The sequence below is a fragment of the Marinobacter sp. genome (genome assembly GCF_041686475.1).
In the GTDB taxonomy this organism is placed as follows: Bacteria; Pseudomonadota; Gammaproteobacteria; order Pseudomonadales; family Oleiphilaceae; genus Marinobacter.
This window is the reverse complement of the sequence record NZ_JAWLDU010000054.1, coordinates 1-18975: the sequence shown is the minus strand read 5'-3', so window position 1 is coordinate 18975 and position 18975 is coordinate 1. Positions and strand designations below refer to the sequence as shown.

Here is an 18975-nt window from a genome sequence, read left to right as displayed (position 1 = left end):
TGAAGCCTAACAGTATGCTGGCGGCCAGCGCGGTGAATGTTTTCATGGAACCTCGCTTTATAGATTTTTCATCAGTAGGTTGGCAGTCAGCCGCTAGTGTCACTTTCGCTGACCCTGATGACAAGCCTTTAGCACTCACCCTGTATATTTAATCTCCTGCCCATTTTCGGGCACCAAATCCCGATAACGCGGTCATACCAGCCGATATTGAAACATCGTGATCGAACACACCCCCTTATCTACAGATGCAGGCCAGGAGTGAATAAATGAACGCCATGAACATTCTCAAGCAGTTGATGAACCAGGCATCCGGCAGCCAGCCAGACGCAGGAGGGGGTACCGATGTGAACCAGATGGTCGGGAATCTCGCCTCGCAGTTCGGTGTTGGCAGTGCGAAAGGTTCCGGCTACGCCGGTATCGACGTGAAGAGCCTGCTTGGCGGCGGGGCTGTCGGGCTTATGCTGGGTTCGAAACGCGGGCGGAAAATGGGCGGTAAGGCGCTGAAATACGGTGCCCTCGCCGGCGTTGGTGTTCTCGCATGGAAGGCCTACCAGAATTACCAGACGCAACCGTCCTATCAGGCCGGAGGCCAGGTGCCCGACGCGCGTCAGGGCCAGCCGCTGGAACAGCTGCAAGGCAGTGCCCAGGAACAGCGGGGCCTGGAAATACTTCAGGCGATGATCATGGCCGCCAGGGCCGATGGGCATGTTGATGCCAGTGAGCGGGCATTGCTCACCCAGGAGATCGAAAAACTCGGGCCTGATGATGAATTGCACGCCTGGATCCAGCAGCAATTCGATGCCCCGCTGGACGCCAATGCCCTGGCCCGGAGCGCAGACTCACCCCAGGCAAGCCGGGAAATCTACGTCGTCAGCGCGGTGATGATCGACGATCAGAACCCCATGGAGCGGGCGTGGCTGGATCAACTGGCAAGTGCCCTGCAACTGGAGCCAGCCCTTGCCAGAGAGCTGGAACAGCAGATCCAGGAGGCAACAACTGGACAATAACCAGGCCGATATTCTTTACTTCCGGCCAGTTTAATCTCACTGACACACATTAGTGGTTTCCTGACGTTGTTGCCCCTGCCCATTGCGGCAGGGGTGTCTCACACAACGTCCGGTGACAACAATGCGAGTCGGTGATAATTTTTCCAAGAATCTGAACAAGCTGGGTTACTACTCCGGCAACGCAATGCGCTCCCTTGTCCCCCGCGCCTACTGGCAACGCCGATGTGATGACCTGATGGCTAAATTCGAGGCCGAGTCCCCCGAACGCAAAGCCGAGATCGAGGCCAGGGTTACCTACTACAACCGGCTTTCGGTGCCGTTCACGCTTTCATCGAACGCAGAGCCGGCGGGTGACTTTAACTTCTCCGGCAAGAGCACGGCCTACTGCTTCGATTTCCGCAATCTTATCCAGTGTTTCCCGCGAGACCGGCTGGTGGATTACCAGTTTGGCGATATCACTGACATTCCCGGCAATCCCTGTTTCGTGAAAAGCCGTCCGGTACGGCGCGATGCCTCCAACGCCAATTCCGTTTTACTGAAGCTGAACAGCGTTCGGCACTACCAGTTTGTTGAGGACCTGGTCCCCTTCCGTCAGAAAAAGCCCCGGGCCGTGTGGCGGGGAAAATCCAATCGTCAGCATCGCGTCGATTTCGCAACCCGCTTTATAAACCACCCCCTGTGCGACATAGGCTGCGTGCTCCACAAGGAAGCCGGCGCGCAGCCCTACCACAAGGCCTTCATGAGCATTGAGGAACAGCTTCAGTATCAGTTTGTGGTGAGCGTTGAAGGCATTGATGTGGCCACCAACCTGAAGTGGATCATGGCCTCCAACTCCTTGTGCCTGATGCGCCGGCCACGTTTCGAGACCTGGTTTATGGAAGGGGCGCTTGTTCCCGGCTATCACTATGTTGAAGTGGCCGACGACCATTCCGACCTGCCCGAAAAAGTCCGCTACTACCAGGGACACCCCGAAGAGGCGGAGGCGATCATCGCCAATGCCAACCACTACGTGGAGAAGTTTTTTGACCAGCAGATGGAGCAGACCATTGCGTTGCTGGTCATACAGAAGTACCTACACCTGAGCGGGCAAAAGGTTCACAACTCCCCCGACCTCAGGGCGAAACCCTCGCCAGCACTGTCGGGTTATCAGAAAGCGGCAGCGCAATCACCACTCCCTCGTTAGACGAGGGAAACACATCCGCCAGCGCCGTCACGTTCACCTGGTGCGATACCAGCACCACCGGCGGCCCGGGTTCCAGCTCATTCACAATCGCGATTGTCTGCTCAGTCTGCATCTGGCCATCACCACGGTTGCGGAAAAACGAATTCAGCGACGTCATCTCCTCCACCGGCCCCACATCCATTTCCCGGGCGGTTTCAAGGCACCGGCACCACTGACTGCTGAACACCCGCGCTTCATCAATACCGTGTTCTGCCAGAAACGGCTTCCACGCCCTGGCCTGCTCACGGCCAGTGTCGTTCAGGTTACGCTGGGTGGAGCAATCGTCCACCTCAAAATTGGCAGGATCCCCGGTACCCGGCGCCAGCGCATGCCGCAGCATCAAAACGGCACGACCCTCCCGGAGCGCTTCCCAGGCCTCTGATTCGTCAGCTTGTACAGTACCTGCCGAAGCAAGACCAAGGCCAAGCACTAAAGCAAAAAATACAGTTGAAACACTAAGCATTTTCATTGGTTTTCCTGCCTTTTAGTCTGGATCCTCCTGCTATCGCGGAGATATCTCTGCAGTTTATAAGCGCCATTGAGAGGGGCTGTCCAAAAATGTTGGAGGCCATGGACGGCCGGAATCAAGCGCACACGGACGTGCTTGTAGCGTTTTTTGGACAGCCCCTCTCAATGGTGCAGCCCGCCAAACCTGCAGACCTGGCAAAGAATACGCGGAACCCAACTACCAGGCTCACACCAACAAAAGGTAAAATCCACCCAGAACCGAACCAACAAGGAACCAGCCATGCCAATCTGGGTCGACGCCGACGCCTGCCCCGTCCCCATCCGGGAAATCCTCTGCCGCGCCGCAACCCGCTGGCAGGTTGAAACCACCTTCATCGCCAACCACGCCATCAACCTGCCCCCGAGCCCTTACATCAAACGCCGTCAGGTCCCCCAGGGTTTTGATGTCGCCGACAACGAAATTATGAACCAGATGCACGAGGGCGACCTGGTGATCACCCAGGACATTCCCCTGGCCGCCGAGGCTATCGAAAAAGGTGCAGATGTTTTCAACCCCCGTGGCCAGGCCTTTACCAGAGAGAATATCCGCCAGCGGCTGGCCATGCGCAACTTCATGGAAGAAATGCGTAACGCCGGCCAGGTAACCGGCGGCCCACCCCCTCTGGGCCAGACAGATCGCAAGGAATTTGCGGACAAGCTGGACCGCTGGCTGCAAAGGAATGCCCGCAAGTGATAATGATTCTGTTTTAAAGCCCTGACAAATCCGCTACCCTTGCCGCCTTTCTGGCGCAAGCGGAGCGAACCATGAGCGAGCCTTCCAACAAGACAACCAGCAGTTTCGTCGCACTGGGGCGCCTTTTGCGCTATGCCAGAGGCTATCGCCGCCAAATCATCGCGGCGACCACCTGCTCCATTATCAACAAGCTGTTCGACATCGCGCCCGAGATCCTGATTGGCGTTGCCATTGATGTCGTGGTCAACCAGGAAGAAAGTTTCGTCGCTGGCCTGGGCTTTGAAACCGCCCAGGAACAGATCACCATTCTCGCCGTCCTCACTTTCTTCATCTGGGCCGGTGAATCCATCTTCGAGTACCTGTTCCAGATTCTGTGGCGCAACCTGGCCCAGCGCCTGCAGTCCGACCTTCGCCAGGACGCCTACGAACATGCCCAGAAGCTGGATATGAGCTTCTTCGAGGCCCGCAGTTCCGGCCAGCTTGTCGCCACCATGAACGACGACGTCAACCAGCTTGAACGCTTCCTTGACGGTGGCGCCAACGCCATGATCCAGGTAATGGTGACCGTAGTGGCCGTGGGTGCGGTGTTCTTCGTGCTGTCACCGTTAATTGCCCTGCTGGCGTTTACGCCGATTCCCCTCATCATCTGGGGTGCCTTTTACTTCCAGCGCAAGGCCGGCCCACTGTATGCGGATGTGCGCGAGAAGGTGGGCGACCTGTCCAGCCGTCTGGCCAACAACCTGGGCGGTATTGCCACCATCAAGAGCTTTACCGCCGAACAGCGTGAAGCCGACCGCTTGAAGGCCAGCAGCGAGGCCTACGTGGAGGCCAATCGCAGGGCCATTCGTATCAGTTCCGCATTTATTCCCATTATTCGTATGGCAATACTGGCAGGCTTTCTCGCCACCTTTACCGTTGGCGGCATGATGGCACTGGAAGGCAACCTGAACGTAGGTGCCTACGGTGTTCTGGTGTTCCTGACCCAGCGTCTGCTGTGGCCATTGACCGGACTTGCCGAAGTGATCGACCTGTTTGAAAGGGCTATGGCCAGTACCCGCCGCATCCTCGACCTGCTGGCCGAGCCGGTGCATGTCCGGGACGAGTCCGATGCCTCTCTGTTGAAGCCGGTGAATGGTGAGGTTACCTTCGAGAATGTAAGCTTTCACTATCCCTCCAGCGGCGCTGGCATCAGCAACATATCGGTTCAGGTGCCGGCCGGGAATACCCTGGCACTGGTGGGTGCCACCGGCTCCGGCAAGTCGACTCTGATCAAGCTGCTGCTGCGTTTCTACGACCCGACCGGCGGCCAGATCCGCATCGACGGGCAGCCCATTCAGTCCGTCAGCCTCAAATCCCTGCGGGAAGCCATCGGGCTCGTCAGCCAGGATGTTTACCTGTTTGAAGGCAGCATCCGTGACAATCTCGCCTACGGATTCCCCGATGCCAGCGATGAACAGATTATCGAAGCGGCAAAAACCGCCGAAGCCTGGTCCTTCATTGAAGCGCTGCCAGAAGGGCTGTCCACCACGGTGGGCGAACGGGGAGTGAGACTCTCCGGTGGGCAACGCCAGCGCCTGTCCCTTGCCCGTGCGTTGCTGAAGGACCCACCCATACTGGTGCTCGACGAGGCCACCAGTGCGGTGGACAACGAAACCGAAGCGGCGATTCAGCGCTCCCTGAAACGCATCGGGCATAACCGCACGGTGATTATGATCGCCCACCGTCTGTCCACCATTGTGGACGCAGACACCATAGCTGTAGTGGATGGCGGTCGGATTCTGGAATCAGGCCGCCACGACGGCCTGTTACAGAATGACGGCGCTTACGCTGCCCAATGGCGCGTACAGACCGGCCAGGCATGACCCCGGGCAACCGCTGTCCGGGATCAGATTATATTGATTGATAGTAATTCGCATTTAGATTATTCTGCAGACCCTCAGAATAACGGGAGCCTGCATGCCTGCGTTTTTCGAAGTTTCCAGCCTGGACGTGAACATCAGCGACACCTCCATTCTCCGGAACATCAGCATTGGATTCCGGGAAAGCGAGGTTACTGCGTTGCTCGGGCATAATGGCTCCGGCAAGTCCACACTGCTGAAGGTGCTGGCCCGGCAGATGTCACCCTCCTCGGGTGAGGTCAGCTTGCTTGGCACCTCATTCCGAACCACCGGCGCACGGGAATTCGCCCGCGCCGTGGGTTACCTGCCCCAGCACCCTCCGGGCACCGACGGCCTGACCGTAAGGGAGCTTGTCGCACTGGGCCGCTACCCCTGGCGTGGCCCACTGGGCCGCTACAACACTGAAGACCACCGGTTGATCGACCAGGCGATAGACGACACCGGGCTCAGCCGTTTTCAGCACCGGTCCGTGGATACCCTGTCCGGTGGCGAGCGCCAGCGGGCGTGGATTGCCATGCTGCTGGCCCAGCAGACCCGGTGTCTGTTGCTGGATGAGCCCATCTCTGCTCTGGATGTGAAACACCAGGTGGAAACCCTGAGACTTGTGCATCACCTGGCGGAAGAAAGGGAGCTGACAGTTGTGGTTGTTCTGCATGATGTGGACCTGGCCGCCCGCTTTTGCGACCGGCTGGTGGCCCTCAAGAACGGCCAGCTGATCGCAGACGGCGCGCCCCGCGACATCATGGACTCGGGAATACTGGAATCCATCTATGGCGTGCCCATGGGTGTCATGGAGCGCGCGCCGGGGCAGTGGGTTTCCTATGTCCACTAAGCGCTCCCTGACAACCTGCTTTGCCCTGCTGTTACTTGCCCTGGTGTCATTACCGGCCAATGCCGGAAGCTGGCAACACGAGTACGGCACCATAACCCTGGACGAACCACCGCAACGGATTATTGCCCTGAACTGGGCGGCGACCGAGGCCCTGCTTCTGCTTGGAATCACCCCTATTGGCGTGGCAGACCGGGATGGTTACTCGGCTTGGGTGCTAGAACCGGAACTGCCAGACGGCGTTGCCAATATCGGCACCCGCGTGGCACCGAGCCTGGAAGCCATTGCCGAGCTGGAACCGGACCTGATCGTCACCAGTTCTGAAATGGCCCCTGCCTCCGGCCTGCTGGAGCGCATCGCGCCAACGTATGTCATCAGTGTCTACAAAGAAGGCAACAAACCCTTTGAAAAAGCCAGCGAAATGCTCACTACCCTGGGCGAGATGCTCGGTCGGGAAGACCGGGCCAACGACATTCTGGAAGATATCGAGCAGACCCTGGACACCCAGCGCCGGCGACTGGAAGACGCAGGCATGACAGACAGACCGGTGGCCCTGGTAAATTTTCTGGACGACCGTCACGTGCGTATCTATGCCCCTAACAGCCTGTACCAGAGCACCCTGAACGCCCTCGGGCTCGAAAACGCCTGGGCTCGACAAGGCAACTTCTGGGGCTTTTCGGTGGTCGGCCTGGAGGCCATCGCACCCCAGCAGAACAGCCGTCTTGTGGTGGTTTCCCCTACCCTTCCCGGGCTTCCCGACACCCTGGCCAGCAGTCCTTTCTGGACCTATCTGCCTGCAGTCAGGCACGACGAGATCTACCAGATAGACTCCGTTTGGCCGTTTGGTGGTGTTTTTCCGGTGAAACGGCTGGCAACCATGCTGACGGACTCGCTTTTGGAAGGGGGCGCCGACAATGTACACTGATGCTTCCAGCCTGCCCGCGTCGCGCCCTGCGATTCCGGCAAAGCTGCCGGTGGCAGCGGTATTTCTGTGGTTCGGCGCACTAATTGCCAGCTCTGCCCCGTGGTTTGGCGAACTGGATGTCGGTGCCCTGATCTCGGCTTTCTGGACCTTTGATCCCGAGGACTATTCCTCGGTACTGGCCCACTACAGCTGGGCTCCGAGGGTGTCCATCGCCATCCTGATCGGCTGCGGCCTGGGGCTGGCCGGGGCCGTTACCCAGCAGATACTGGGTAACCCGCTGGCCTCGCCCACCACCCTTGGGGTTGAGGCGGGTGGTCAGTTTGGCGTTACGGTTGCCACCCTGTTTGCACCGGGGTTGCTGGCCTTCAGCCCCGACCTGGCAGCCATTGGCGGCGGGCTGCTGGCCATCGGCATGGTGATTGCTCTCACCTGGCGGCTGGGCTTCTCGCCAGTCACCGTGATTCTCGCCGGGCTGGTGATTACCTTCTTCCTGGGTGCCATGAACATGGCCTTCCTGCTGCTCAAGGGCGAATGGCTGGGCAACCTGTTTATCTGGGGCGCAGGTTCGCTGGTACAGAACAACTGGGCCCCGTTCATGGAGCTCTGGCCCCGGGTGACCGTCCTCGTCATTCTAATGCTGCTGTTGATGCGCCCCCTGCAATTGCTGCAACTGGGGCAGACCTCCGCCAGTGCACTGGGTGCGAGGGTTGGCGTTATCCGCGCGCTGGCATTGTTGCTGGTGGTTCTGATGACCGCGACAGTTGTCAGCCGGGTTGGCGTGGTGGCCTTTGTAGGCCTGGCCGCACCGGTGCTGGCCCGTTTGCTGGGCGCGCGCACCCTGGGCAACAGGCTGCTTTGGAGCACACTGACGGGAGGCGGCCTACTGCTTCTGGCTGACACCCTGGCAAACTGGGCGTCCACCTGGGGTGACGGCTCTCTGGTTCCCACGGGCACCACCACCGCATTGATCGGCGGCCCCGTCATTCTGCTGGCACTGCAGAGTTTCAGGAACACTCACCATATGCCCGGGCAGGAATCCAGCCCGGCAGGTTTCCTGCCCAGGCGGCGCTCCCCCGCCCTTGTTACAGGCATCATTTCAGCGCTGCTTCTGATCACAGTGATTGTATCCATGGGCTGGGCTCCGGGGCTGGACGGCTGGCATTGGACGGCGATAACGCAATGGGATGACGCCTGGTTCTGGCGCGGCCCGCGGCTGTTGGCGGCCATGCTTGCCGGGGTAGCTCTGGGGCTGGCTGGCACACTGATCCAGCGGATGACAGGCAACCCCATGGGCAGCCCGGAAATGCTGGGCATCAGCGGTGGTGCTGCATTGGTCATGGTGCTGATTGTGCTCTCGGGTGCTGAGATTGGCCGGCTCGGCCAGTTGGGCGGCGCCACCCTGGGTGCGGCTGGCGCCCTGGGACTGCTGATTCTGCTCGCCCGCAAACACCGCTTTGCGGGAAACCAGCTCCTGCTCGGAGGCCTGGCGCTGTATGTGTTTATGGACGCCGGCCTGCGGCTGGTGATGGCTTCCGGCGGTACCGTTGCCTCGCAACTGCTGAACTGGATGTACGGTTCCACCTGGCTGATCTCAGAGGGCGAAGCGTTTGGACTGCTGGGCTTCACGTTGCTGGTCAGCGGCTTACTGCTGCTGATCGTGCGGCCACTGACCATTCTACCACTCGGGGATACTGCCGCCTCGTCCCTTGGGCTCTCGGTGGCTCGTTCCCGGTTGTTGCTTCTGCTACTGGCAGCGGTGCTGACCGCCTCGGCGACGGTGGTAATCGGCCCCATGAGTTTTGTCGGCCTGATCGCCCCGCACCTGGCAAGGGTTCTGGGGCAACAGACGGTCGGCCGGCAGATGATCGTTGCGGCACTGGCGGGCGGCCTGCTACTGGCTATTGCCGATTATCTCTCCCGGATTGTCGTTTTCCCCAATCAACTGCCGGCCGGCCTGCTGGCTGCGCTGGTAGGCGGTATCTATTTCCTGTGGGGGTTGAGCCGTCATGGCCGGTAGGGGACAAGCAGGCTCCAGTGGCGCATGGGCTGAGCGCTATACCAGGCTCCTGGAGTCAGTCGGGCTGTCCCCGGAATCCGTCCTTACCCAGGCTATTCAACCGTCATCCAATGAGCGCAGCGGCCTGTTTTCCCTGGCCCAGTGCCTGGAAAATCCGGCACTGCTCATCGATCAGATGCACACCGATTATCCACACGCGACTGATGCCCGCTCAGTCCGGGCCCGTGTTTCCGTTCTTCAACAGGATCTGGCGTTAAACATTATTGACCCACTTACCCTGAGGCTGTTCCGGGACGGCCAGGCACCCCTGCCTGATCCCCGGCACATCTTTCTTGCCCCTGTTGAGCAGGAAGAGGCAGCCACATCACGCTGGTTCCAGGCATCAGGCGGGTCCACAGTCGATGAGGAAAATTTTGCGGAGTCACTCGGGAGGCAGACAAGGGATTGGTATCCCGTTTTCAGGCACAATCTTGGAGTGAGCCCCGGCGCCTACTGGAGCAGCATCGGGCTTGGGCTGGGTGCGCCATTCTCGGCGGTGTGGAATCGTGCAGAACCCGCTGCTGTGTGTGAGCTGGCACAGCGCTGGCTCGCGGAGTTCAGTAATGAGGCCAACCAGTTCATTGACTGGATTCCGGCCGTGTTCGATAGGCAGACTACCGCCATTCCACAACGGAAGGGATGCTGTCTGAAGTATCTGTTACCCGGGGGTGGTTATTGCGGCACCTGTGGAATCTATCGCAAGGAGCGACTGGCTGCCTTCAGGCACCAACAGCCGAACCCAGGGCCAGACCAATGGCAACCAGGCCGATAACCGCGCCGGCACCTGCGGCGAGCTTTAATCCTTCAATCATTTCGTCTTCGGGTGCCATTTCGCTTACCCCCTCATAACACCTGGCCAGCGGGGCCCTTCTTGTCGAAAGGCCCTCATCAAATAAAACGGTTAGATATTGCTACCAAACCATTTCGTAACCGACGCTCACACGGCGACCATTGCCTTTCGCATAGGCCGTTGGAGTGTTGAATGCCTGGTTGATCGCTGGAAAGTAGTCTTCGTTTATCAGGTTTTTCACTGCGAAGGTTAAGGAACCGGGGCCCGCCTCTAACCGCGAAACGAAATCGACCAGTGTGTAACTTTCTACCTCACCCTGACCGAAAATACCGCTATTGTCGGGGCTGCCACCATCAGGGAACTCATCGCGACTTCCAACATGCATGATCTGCAGCCGGTTACGCCATTGCCCGGTCGTCTGCTGCTCGAGGTAGCTGGTGAGCTTGAGCGGCGCTATACGAGTACCGTCGAGTTCAACCTCATTACCGTTAGCGTCCTCTCGCTCACCCTCTTGCCAGGACGCACTGCCGCCGACTGTCAGTCGATCTGTAAGCTGATAGTCTGCAGTAGTCTCTATGCCCCAGACATCCTCGCTGAATTTCTGGATCTGCAGGTCATCATTGAACGTGGTGCCATTATCCGACTCGCTGAAGAAAACTGCAGCGGTGGCCTGAAGCTTATCCCCCAAATAACGGGTACCGATCTCGTAGTTATCCACCTTCTCAGCCTCTGATTCGAAATCCTCGGCGTCAAAGGTGAGCCCTGCGTTAAACTCCCCGGCGTCTGAAAGGATACGGCCAAGGTCGCCGATGGAGAAGCCCTGGGAGTAACTGGCGAACAGATCCACAGAATCCGTTACGAAAAACACCGCGCCTGCGTTAAACAGGGTTTCTGACCATTCCAGAGAACCCTCGCGTATGTTGTTGCCGAAACGGTTGGGGGTGGCCGATCCAGCATCAACCCGAATGTTCTCATGGCGCAGGCCGCCGCGAAGCATCAACCAATCTCCAAACGGCAGTTCCAGTTCCGCGAACGCAGCCAGGGCATCCTGATCCATGGTTGGGGTATCCGGATCAACAGGACCGTCTGGACCATAGAGAAGAGCCTCGGTTTCATCACGGAGGTAGTCGCCACCCCAGATAATACGGGCACCCGGCACCAGTTGATTCGCCGGAGTGGTTACAGTGGTACGCAGGCCATATTTTTCCGAGGCGATTTCACCCTGGGAGAAACCCGGAAACTTGGGGAAAATCTGGCTGAGATCGCCGTAGTAAACTTGTGCATCGACGCTGCTGCCAGCAAGATCTGCATGGCTATAACTGACCCGCGCTGTGGTATTTTCCTGACCAGGCTCGGTGAACGGCACCGCATCCGGGCCGGCTTCGGAAATCGGAACGGCCGGTGTCCGGCCATCTTCAAGCGTCTGTCCGAAGGTGTAGTCGGAGTCCTGCTCATTGAAAAAATCGTTCAGCATGAACTCTACGCGCTGGTTGCCACCATCAAAATCAAAGCCTGCTTTTGCAAGAATGTTGTATTCCGAGGTATCAGCAAAGCCACCTTGAGTGCCCAGCGGATCAGGGGGACGACGTTCACCGTCAGCGTCGAAACGCTCGCCACGTTCCGTGAAAAATCCGGAAAGGACATAATCCCAGTCTCCTTGTGTGCCGGAAATACGATGCTCCGTCTCATAGTCGGCGGAATCATCGAAGTTTTCCGTGGATAACGACGTGCCGATTTGTGAGTAGACCTCGGCGGGTTCCGGCGCAGCCTTCTTGGTGATGATATTAATGACACCACCGGTGGCTCCGAAACCATAAGCTGCCGTACCTCCGCGCACCACCTCGATACGCTCGATCGCTGCAGGGGATATTGTGTTCAGACCCCGGGAGGCATCACGGAGCGGAGTCGATTGGGGAACACTGTCAATCAGCACCAGAAATTTTCGTCCGCGAAGCGTCTGGCCAAAGTTGCTGAGCGTCTCAGTGCTTGGTGCCAAACCGGGAACCATCTGCGCCAGGATCTCACCAACGTTCTTGGTGATCCTGGCTTGTTCTTCGACCTGCTCCCGGGTAATCACCGTGGTAGAACGTGCGATCTCCGACGCGGACGTTTCGGTTCGTGTGCCTGTCACGACTATCTCGTCGAGGGCCACTGAGTTTTCCGATTGTGCCAAGGCAATAGCAGGACAGGAGAAGGCCGCCACAATGGTCCAGGGTACAACCGGCAATACGCAAGGTTGTAATTTTTTTTGATACAAGACAAAGCTCCTTTTAACAGGCAGATTTGAGCGCGGTAAGCACGCATACTGAATTAAGGCAGAGTTGCACAGACGATCGCAGGCAATAGCGACTTACGGCAGAACTCGGGGTCCGAAGTTCGGGACATCTTTCTCTCCGTTTCAGGGTCTATTGCGAGGTTTGAATCTTGTTCTCATATCTTAATACGAATGATTATGATTTGAAATCAAAAATGCGATGAGCCAGAGAGTTTTTTGCCCCGTACCTTTCCATGGCACAGGATTCTTCGGTGGCCTCCACGCCAACTGCTATCCTCATTAAATAACCAGGCATCACATGACAGCGGCAAGAAACGGAGCTTTCCATGCATACCTGCAAACATCTGATTTTTGGCATCAGCCTTGTGCTGGTTTCAGTAACAGCAATTGCGGAACAGACGTTTTCCTCTGACAAGGCAGACTTCCGTCTTGATACCGTAGCCGAGGGCCTGGACCATCCCTGGAGCCTGGTTTTCCTCCCCGATGGCTCCCAACTGGTCACTGAGCGCGAAGGCCGCCTGCGCCGCATTCAGGATGGAGAACTTCAGCAAGAGCCTGTTTCGGGTGTGCCCGAACTGGAAGCATCCGGCCAGGGCGGCCTGCTGGACGTAATCCTGCACCCGCAGTTTGAAGACAACCAGACCCTGTTTCTCAGTTATTCCCACAAGGTCAGCCGCGAGGGTATGACCACTCGTGTGGCGCGGGCAAAACTGGATGGCAATCAGTTATCCGATGTTGAGATGATATTCGAGGCCCTGCCACGCGGCACCACCGGTCGCCACTTCGCAGGCCGGATGGAATTCGACCGGGACGGCAACCTGTATGTTGCCGTGGGTGATCGTGGCGAGATGGATCGCGCCCAGGCAACAGATGACGATGCGGGCGGTGTACATCGCCTTACAACTGATGGCGAACCGGCGCCCGGCAACCCGTTCAGCGACGACTCCTCCGTGAACGACACCTTCTTTACCTATGGCAACCGCAATATCCAGGGCATGACCATCCACCCGGAGACCGGTGAGATCTGGAGCCACGAGCACGGTCCCAGGGGTGGAGACGAGATCAACATCATTCGCGCCGGCAACAACTACGGCTGGCCGGACGTCACCTACGGCATCGACTATTCCGGGGCAACCATTTCAGACAAAACCACCATGGAGGGTGTAACCGACCCACTGCATTACTGGGATCCGTCCATTGCTCCTTCCGGCATGGCATTTTACACCGGTGACGAGTTCCCCGAGTGGCAGGGGGACCTGTTCGTAGGGGCGCTGAAAATGCAGAAACTGGTGCGCCTGAGCCTCGAGAACGAAGAGGTCAGGGAGGAAGAGGACCTTCTGGAAGGGCTCGGTGAGCGTATCCGCGATGTGCGGATGGGCCCCGATGGCGCCATGTGGCTGCTGACGGACCAATCCAACGGCAAGGTTTACCGTATGGTACCTGCTGAGTGACGACGCAATGACAGCCAGGGTTGTCAGTTCGGGTCGTTGGTTCTTTCGGTTTTGTCGTATTGGGGAATACCATCAGTGATGGGAAACCAATCGCATTTGGAACCGACGTAAACGTGTGAGGCGGGCTCTTTCCCCAGGGGCTCGTTGATCATTCCGACCCGCAGGCGGAGGATACCGGGAATGGCATCCACCCGGCTGTAGAGCTGGCTGCCACAGCGTGGGCAGAAGCCGCGGAATTTCCCGGGGCGGGATTCGTATTCGCGGATCAGTTCCTCACCCGCGGTGAAACGGCTACGTATTCTCTGTATAGGCGCGCTGGCAGAGAAGGCGCTGCCATGGGCGCGCCGGCACTGGCTGCAATGGCACAGGGCTATGGGCCCCAGGGGGCCGTCGTATTCCAGTTTGATATCGCCACAAAGGCACTGCCCTGTCAGCATGATTTGACCTCGATAATCAGTTGGCTTGCCACCTTGCCCGGAGCAGTATGATAACCAGCCGCCACTTGAAGAACCAGCGGGCGGGCACCACATACAAGTCAGAGCGTTCGCAAAGGAGGACACTATGGCATTCAGCACACTTCCGAAAATTGGTATGGGCACTTTCCGCCTGAAGGGCAACGACGCGAGAGACGCCGTAAAAAGCGCGCTTTCACTCGGTTACCGGCATATCGATACAGCCCAGATGTATGAAAACGAATCGGAAGTGGGCGATGGCATCACCTCCAGCGGCATTCCACGTCGCGAGATTTTTCTGACCACCAAAATCTGGCACGACCAGCTTCACCCCAGCGACCTGATCAACAGCCTTCACTCCAGCCTCGCGCGGCTGAAAACGGATCACGTGGATCTGACCCTGATTCACTGGCCCTCGCCGGACGACGAAGTGCCCATGGAGGAATATCTTGGTGCCCTTCGGGACGCACAGCGGGAGGGGCTGACAACTCACATCGGCATTTCCAACTTTACCTGTGCCCAGATGGATCAGGCAAAGGAGATCCTCGGTGAGACACCCATACTCACCAACCAGGTTGAGGTGCACCCCTTCCTGGCCAATCGCAAGGTGGTCGACCATGCGCGAGAACTGGGTATTACCGTGACCGGCTATATGCCACTTGCAGTAGGCAAGGTCATGGAAGACGAAACGCTGATACGAATCGGCCGCGAACACAATGCTTCACCGGCGCAGATAGCTATTGCATGGGTGGCATCCCGTGGTGTTGTTCCTATTCCTTCGTCGACGCGCCCACAGCATCAGAAAGCCAACCTGGACGCGTTCGATATCACGCTGAGTTCCGACGAAATTGCGGAAATTGACAAGCTGGACCGAGGTGAGCGTATTGCTAACCCCGGCTTTGCACCGGCCTGGGACTGAACCAGAAGCCGACGACTGTCACCGCAAGTGTGACAGCCGGGAGGATCAGCATCAGCCGGGTGCCGAGCGTCCAGAGCGTTGCCACACTGAACAGGCACCAGAGTAGCGGCAGCAGCAGAAACAGCCAGCGAACCTGACGAGGCAAAAGCAACAGGCAGGGCACAGAGGCCGCTACCGTGACATCCGGCGTTATCCCGAACAGGGCCACGGCGTACCAGTTTCCTGACTGGCCCACTACCAGCAGCGGCAGCAATGCTGTCATCACCAACCAGCCGGCGCCAGCCTGCCAGCGGCGCGCTGAATGTGCGGCACTTCCATCCCAGGGCCACACCAGAGCTGCCACCGTCAGCAGCGCAGCCTGCAGAATAAACGCCCAGCCAAACCAGGTAGCCGGTGAATTGATGGGGCCGTAATAGTCCATCAGGAATCCGGCACCACTCCATCCCCAGGCCGCGGCCAACAGTAACAGGATGGCCCGTTTGGCCAGGGTGTCACCACGCACCACACATCCGGCAATCAGCAGCATGATGACAACAGCGATGCCCTGCAGCGGCCAGAAATCCTGATTGATACGAACAAAGAGCCGGAGAAACACCTCCGGCCCGAACATCAGAAAATCCGACAGTGAATAATTCAGCCAATCCACATCTGTCATAACCCCGCCACATAGTCGGCCATTTGCCGGCGTTGTTGTTCATCTGGAAACTTCCCGTACAAAGCCCCCATGTTCTCCTGCATGTGTTCCACCCGGGTTGTTGCCGGTATGGCGCAGGTGACCGCAGGGTGGGACACGATGAACTTGAGGAAAAACTCGGCCCAGTTGCTGCAGCCGGCGTCTTCCGCCCAGCCGGGCAATGACTCGGACTGGTAACGACGGAACAGGCTGCCACCCTGGAACGGCCGGTTCACGATCACGGCAATGCCTCTCTCCTTTGCCAGGGGCAGCAGGCGCTGTTCTGCCTCTCGATCCAGTACATTGTAGGTCAGCTGCACAAAGTCCAGGGGCTCCTGCTCCATTATCTGTGCAAGATCGTCGTGGCGCCGGCCGTGGGACGTGGAGATGCCCAGATACCGGATGTCTTCGTCTGCCTTCATCTGCTTGAGGGTGTCCAGATGGGATTCCCATGCCAGCAGGTTATGCACCTGCTGCAGATCAAAGCGCTCGATCCCCCATTTTCGGCTTGAGGCCCTGTCCTGCTCCCGGGTAGCGCTACCATCCCGGGTCCAGATCTTGTTCGCCGAAAATACCCTGTCGTGGGCGCCAAGGCTTTCCAGGGCCTCACCCATCACGTCATCGGCGGAACCATACATCGGCGACGAGTCCACCAGGGTGCCACCGGATTCAAGGAACGTCTCCAGCACTCTGGTGCGCTCCGCCACAAGCTGCTGGTCGCCACCGACATTGAAAGTGCGCCAGGTACCCATGCCAATCACCGGCAGTTGCTCGCCGGAAGAGGGAATCGCCCTGGTAATGGCCTTGTCACCGGCGGCAGCCAACAGTGGCGGGACACGCAGTGAAAGGCCAGTGGCCGCCATTGCGGCCAGGAACCGTCGTCGGGACCACTGTATTGCCATGTCTTATCCTCCGATGCATTGCGCTCACTTCTTTGTTACGGGGCCGCGCCGGAACGGGTTCTGTTCCTGCCGGCATCCTGACGCAGCCCATTGTCCGGCGCCTAAGCTATTGATTCGCTGGAGCACTTACATCCGTTAACGAAAAAGCAGTATAAACAACGACACTACTGGCATTTTTTAACGTCATGTAGAGCCTTTCCACATAGTATGGGGCGAAAATTTGGGCTATTGTTAGTGGATCAGAAATCAACGAGCGCTGCACCATGTTGCTGAAGGCACGAAGCTATTGCAAAAAGCCATCTGACGGAACTGCCCTACAGCATGCTCGAGTGGCGCCGCGTCTTCTCGCTTCCACCCTGGCGGTCTTTCTCCTTGCCAGCACTGCACTTGCCGCAGAACCGGCAGCCGTCGCCAAGAAAACCTGGAGCGGCCAGGTGAAGGACTACGCGTTCCAGTCCCTGAACGACGAGCAGGCGCTGAGCATGGCAGCCATCCCCCTGAACGGCCCTGGCGTCGAGCAATACATCAACGCCGATGCGCTGATGAGCCCCGGTTCCATTATCAAGCTGATTACCACCTACGCAGCACTGGAAACCCTGGGGCCAACCTACCACTGGGATACCAGTTTCTATACCGATGGCGAACTTGTAGGCGACACCCTCAATGGCAACTTCTATGTTGATATGGGCGGCGACCCCAAGCTCACCATCGAACGCCTGTGGAGCACTCTGAGTGAGCTTCGCGGCATGGGCATCAGCGCCATCAACGGCAACCTGGTTCTGGACGGCGATGTTTTCAGCCTGGCAGATGGCCTGCCCGGATTTGACGACAACGGCGACAATCCCCATGCGCCTTTTCTGGTTCAGCCTTCACCCTATCTTACCAACCTCAACCTGGTGCACTTTCAGGTGCGGGCCGATGAGCGTGGCACCCAGGCCTGGAGCGCGCCTTCACTGAACGATGTGGTAATCGACAACCGGGTAACCGCCGTATCCGAAGGGCCCTGCCCCGCCCGCAGGCGGTTTGAATGGGAACCGATATTCCACGAGGACCACCGCGTAACCGTCAGGGTTACGGGTGAGTTGCCCCAGGGTTGTCGCACCACCGCCTATCTGTCGGTGCTGCCCCATGAGCAATACACGGCTTCGCTGATCCGCTCACTGCTCTCGGATATGGGTATCAAAATCAGCGGCAAGAGCCTGCTGGCCAATACCCCGGAAGACGCCCGGCTGTTACTGAAGACCACCTCCCCCGATCTGGTGACCATGGTGCGCGACATCAACAAGTGGAGCAGCAATGTCATGGCCCGCCAGATGTTGCTGACCATTGGTGCCGAACACCGGATCGATGAGGATGAAGACGACCGGGTGGCCGGTATCCGCGTTATTTATCAGTGGCTTCAGGACAAAGGCATCAATACCGAAGGTATGGTTATTGATAATGGTGCCGGCCTGACCCGCCACGGCCGCATCACTGCCCGCCAGGGCGCACAGATCCTTCAACATGCCTGGAACAGCAATTTCTCCGCCGACCTCATGGCTTCCATGCCACTGATCGCGATGGATGGCACCATGGCCAGGCGCCTCAGAAACGCCGGCCTGGACGGCAAAGGCCGCATCAAGACCGGTTACCTCGAGAACGTGCGTTCTATCGCTGGGTTTACCCGGGACGATACCGACACCACCTGGGCCGTTGTAGGCATGGTCAACAATAATCCGGCGTGGAATGGCCAGGCCGTGCTGGACCGGATTATCTACTCGCTCCACCACCGCCCGCCTACCGGAACAACGCTTTCCCAGGCACCGTCCGGTGGCACAGAGATTCGCTGAACCGACTAACGCTCTACACCCGCCATGTCAGGCAATTCATGGGCGATGCCACTCCCGCTGGGCAAGTTCCAGGCGCTTTTCCTCGTATGTTTCCGGGGTATTTATGGTGCCGAACAGTCAGCCCCAGACTTCCTTGAAGGCGTCCATTTGCGGCCGATCTTGTGCGTCCAGTTGTGAGGCACGTAGCAGACGATAGGGAACTGCTCGGTGTTGGTGACCTCAAGCGCGGTGGTGAAACCGCCCCAGAATATAATGCCGGCCCGCCAGTTGAAGGCATCGCGGGCAAGATCAGGTACTGCTGAACCAGGCACAGAACAAAGTAGCCGATGCTGAAGAACTGATCGAAGATCGCCAGTGAGGCCTCAGCGGAAACAAGAGATTGTTATGAACAAGCACAACATGACTTTGGGCATGGCTGTGAGCTTTTCTGTGTTGATGGCCGGATGTGCCAGCGCGCCCCAGGATAATGAAAAAGTTGACGAAGCAAAGGCTGCCTACGAAGAAATCAGAAATGATCCGAACGTTGCCCGCAGTGGGGACCGTCAG

General features: G+C 58.3%; 16 protein-coding genes and 1 pseudogene. 11 read left to right on the top strand and 6 right to left on the bottom strand.

Annotation, left to right across the window (positions count from 1 at the left end; genetic code table 11):
• Nucleotides 1-266: 266 nt before the first annotated feature.
• Nucleotides 267-1007 carry a tellurite resistance TerB family protein gene (locus ACESMB_RS12015; RefSeq protein ID WP_372926913.1) on the top strand — a complete coding sequence of 247 codons (741 nt, stop codon included), beginning with the start codon at nt 267-269 and terminating at the stop codon, nt 1005-1007.
• Between the two features lie 121 nt (nt 1008-1128).
• Nucleotides 1129-2190, top strand: coding sequence for a glycosyl transferase family 90 (locus tag ACESMB_RS12010; RefSeq protein WP_372971641.1), 1062 nt, complete (start codon nt 1129-1131; stop codon nt 2188-2190).
• On the opposite strand, the gene ACESMB_RS12005 is transcribed toward ACESMB_RS12010, so the two are convergent.
• Complete coding sequence (locus ACESMB_RS12005) at nt 2120-2698, bottom strand: histidine phosphatase family protein (RefSeq protein ID WP_372926915.1); 579 nt, start codon at nt 2696-2698, stop codon at nt 2120-2122. The two genes, ACESMB_RS12010 and ACESMB_RS12005, sit on opposite strands and share 71 nt — an antisense overlap.
• A gap of 279 nt (nt 2699-2977) precedes the next feature.
• Here ACESMB_RS12005 and ACESMB_RS12000 point away from each other — a divergent pair, with 279 nt between their 5' ends.
• The 6 genes from ACESMB_RS12000 to ACESMB_RS11975 all read left to right on the top strand — a co-directional run bounded on the left by ACESMB_RS12000 (nt 2978) and on the right by ACESMB_RS11975 (nt 9910).
• Nucleotides 2978-3430 carry a YaiI/YqxD family protein gene (locus ACESMB_RS12000; protein ID WP_372971640.1) on the top strand — a complete coding sequence of 151 codons (453 nt, stop codon included), beginning with the start codon at nt 2978-2980 and terminating at the stop codon, nt 3428-3430.
• A 71-nt stretch (nt 3431-3501) separates the two neighbouring features.
• Entirely contained in the window at nt 3502-5292 is a 1791-nt protein-coding gene (locus ACESMB_RS11995; RefSeq protein WP_372926917.1) for an ABC transporter ATP-binding protein, read from the top strand.
• A 94-nt stretch (nt 5293-5386) separates the two neighbouring features.
• On the top strand, nt 5387-6160 hold the full coding sequence (locus ACESMB_RS11990; protein ID WP_372926918.1) for an ABC transporter ATP-binding protein: 774 nt from the start codon (nt 5387-5389) through the stop codon (nt 6158-6160).
• On the top strand, nt 6150-7082 hold the full coding sequence (locus ACESMB_RS11985; RefSeq protein WP_372971639.1) for an iron-siderophore ABC transporter substrate-binding protein: 933 nt from the start codon (nt 6150-6152) through the stop codon (nt 7080-7082). The genes ACESMB_RS11990 and ACESMB_RS11985 overlap by 11 nt, the downstream gene beginning before the upstream one ends.
• Entirely contained in the window at nt 7072-9099 is a 2028-nt protein-coding gene (gene fhuB / locus ACESMB_RS11980; RefSeq protein WP_372971638.1) for a Fe(3+)-hydroxamate ABC transporter permease FhuB, read from the top strand. The genes ACESMB_RS11985 and fhuB overlap by 11 nt, the downstream gene beginning before the upstream one ends.
• On the top strand, nt 9089-9910 hold the full coding sequence (locus tag ACESMB_RS11975) for a (2Fe-2S)-binding protein (protein ID WP_372971637.1): 822 nt from the start codon (nt 9089-9091) through the stop codon (nt 9908-9910). The genes fhuB and ACESMB_RS11975 overlap by 11 nt, the downstream gene beginning before the upstream one ends.
• A gap of 139 nt (nt 9911-10049) precedes the next feature.
• On the opposite strand, the gene ACESMB_RS11970 is transcribed toward ACESMB_RS11975, so the two are convergent.
• Nucleotides 10050-12059, bottom strand: coding sequence for a TonB-dependent receptor (locus tag ACESMB_RS11970; RefSeq protein ID WP_372926922.1), 2010 nt, complete (start codon nt 12057-12059; stop codon nt 10050-10052).
• A gap of 470 nt (nt 12060-12529) precedes the next feature.
• Here ACESMB_RS11970 and ACESMB_RS11965 point away from each other — a divergent pair, with 470 nt between their 5' ends.
• Nucleotides 12530-13654: a PQQ-dependent sugar dehydrogenase gene (locus ACESMB_RS11965; protein WP_372971636.1), complete on the top strand. Its 1125-nt coding sequence runs from the start codon at nt 12530-12532 to the stop codon at nt 13652-13654.
• 23 nt (nt 13655-13677) lie between these two features.
• On the opposite strand, the gene ACESMB_RS11960 is transcribed toward ACESMB_RS11965, so the two are convergent.
• Complete coding sequence (locus ACESMB_RS11960; protein WP_372926924.1) at nt 13678-14091, bottom strand: GFA family protein; 414 nt, start codon at nt 14089-14091, stop codon at nt 13678-13680.
• A 124-nt stretch (nt 14092-14215) separates the two neighbouring features.
• Here ACESMB_RS11960 and dkgB point away from each other — a divergent pair, with 124 nt between their 5' ends.
• Nucleotides 14216-15025: a 2,5-didehydrogluconate reductase DkgB gene (gene dkgB / locus ACESMB_RS11955; protein WP_372971635.1), complete on the top strand. Its 810-nt coding sequence runs from the start codon at nt 14216-14218 to the stop codon at nt 15023-15025.
• Here the strand turns inward: dkgB and ACESMB_RS11950 are convergent.
• Together ACESMB_RS11950 and ACESMB_RS11945 are read right to left on the bottom strand one after the other, a co-directional pair.
• The gene (locus tag ACESMB_RS11950) at nt 14994-15680 is read right to left on the bottom strand and encodes a DUF6064 family protein (RefSeq protein ID WP_372971634.1); all 687 of its coding nucleotides are present in this window, start codon (nt 15678-15680) and stop codon (nt 14994-14996) included. The two genes, dkgB and ACESMB_RS11950, sit on opposite strands and share 32 nt — an antisense overlap.
• Nucleotides 15677-16600, bottom strand: a complete 924-nt coding sequence (locus ACESMB_RS11945; protein ID WP_372971633.1) for an aldo/keto reductase — start codon at nt 16598-16600, stop codon at nt 15677-15679. Before ACESMB_RS11945 ends, ACESMB_RS11950 begins: the two co-directional genes overlap by 4 nt.
• A gap of 263 nt (nt 16601-16863) precedes the next feature.
• On the opposite strand from ACESMB_RS11945, the gene dacB reads away from it, so the two are divergent.
• Nucleotides 16864-18429, top strand: coding sequence for a D-alanyl-D-alanine carboxypeptidase/D-alanyl-D-alanine-endopeptidase (gene dacB, locus ACESMB_RS11940; protein WP_372926928.1), 1566 nt, complete (start codon nt 16864-16866; stop codon nt 18427-18429).
• A 42-nt stretch (nt 18430-18471) separates the two neighbouring features.
• On the opposite strand, the pseudogene ACESMB_RS11935 reads toward dacB, so the two are convergent.
• Nucleotides 18472-18689: pseudogene (locus tag ACESMB_RS11935) on the bottom strand (NapC/NirT family cytochrome c); the annotation flags it as partial.
• Nucleotides 18690-18975: the final 286 nt, after the last annotated feature.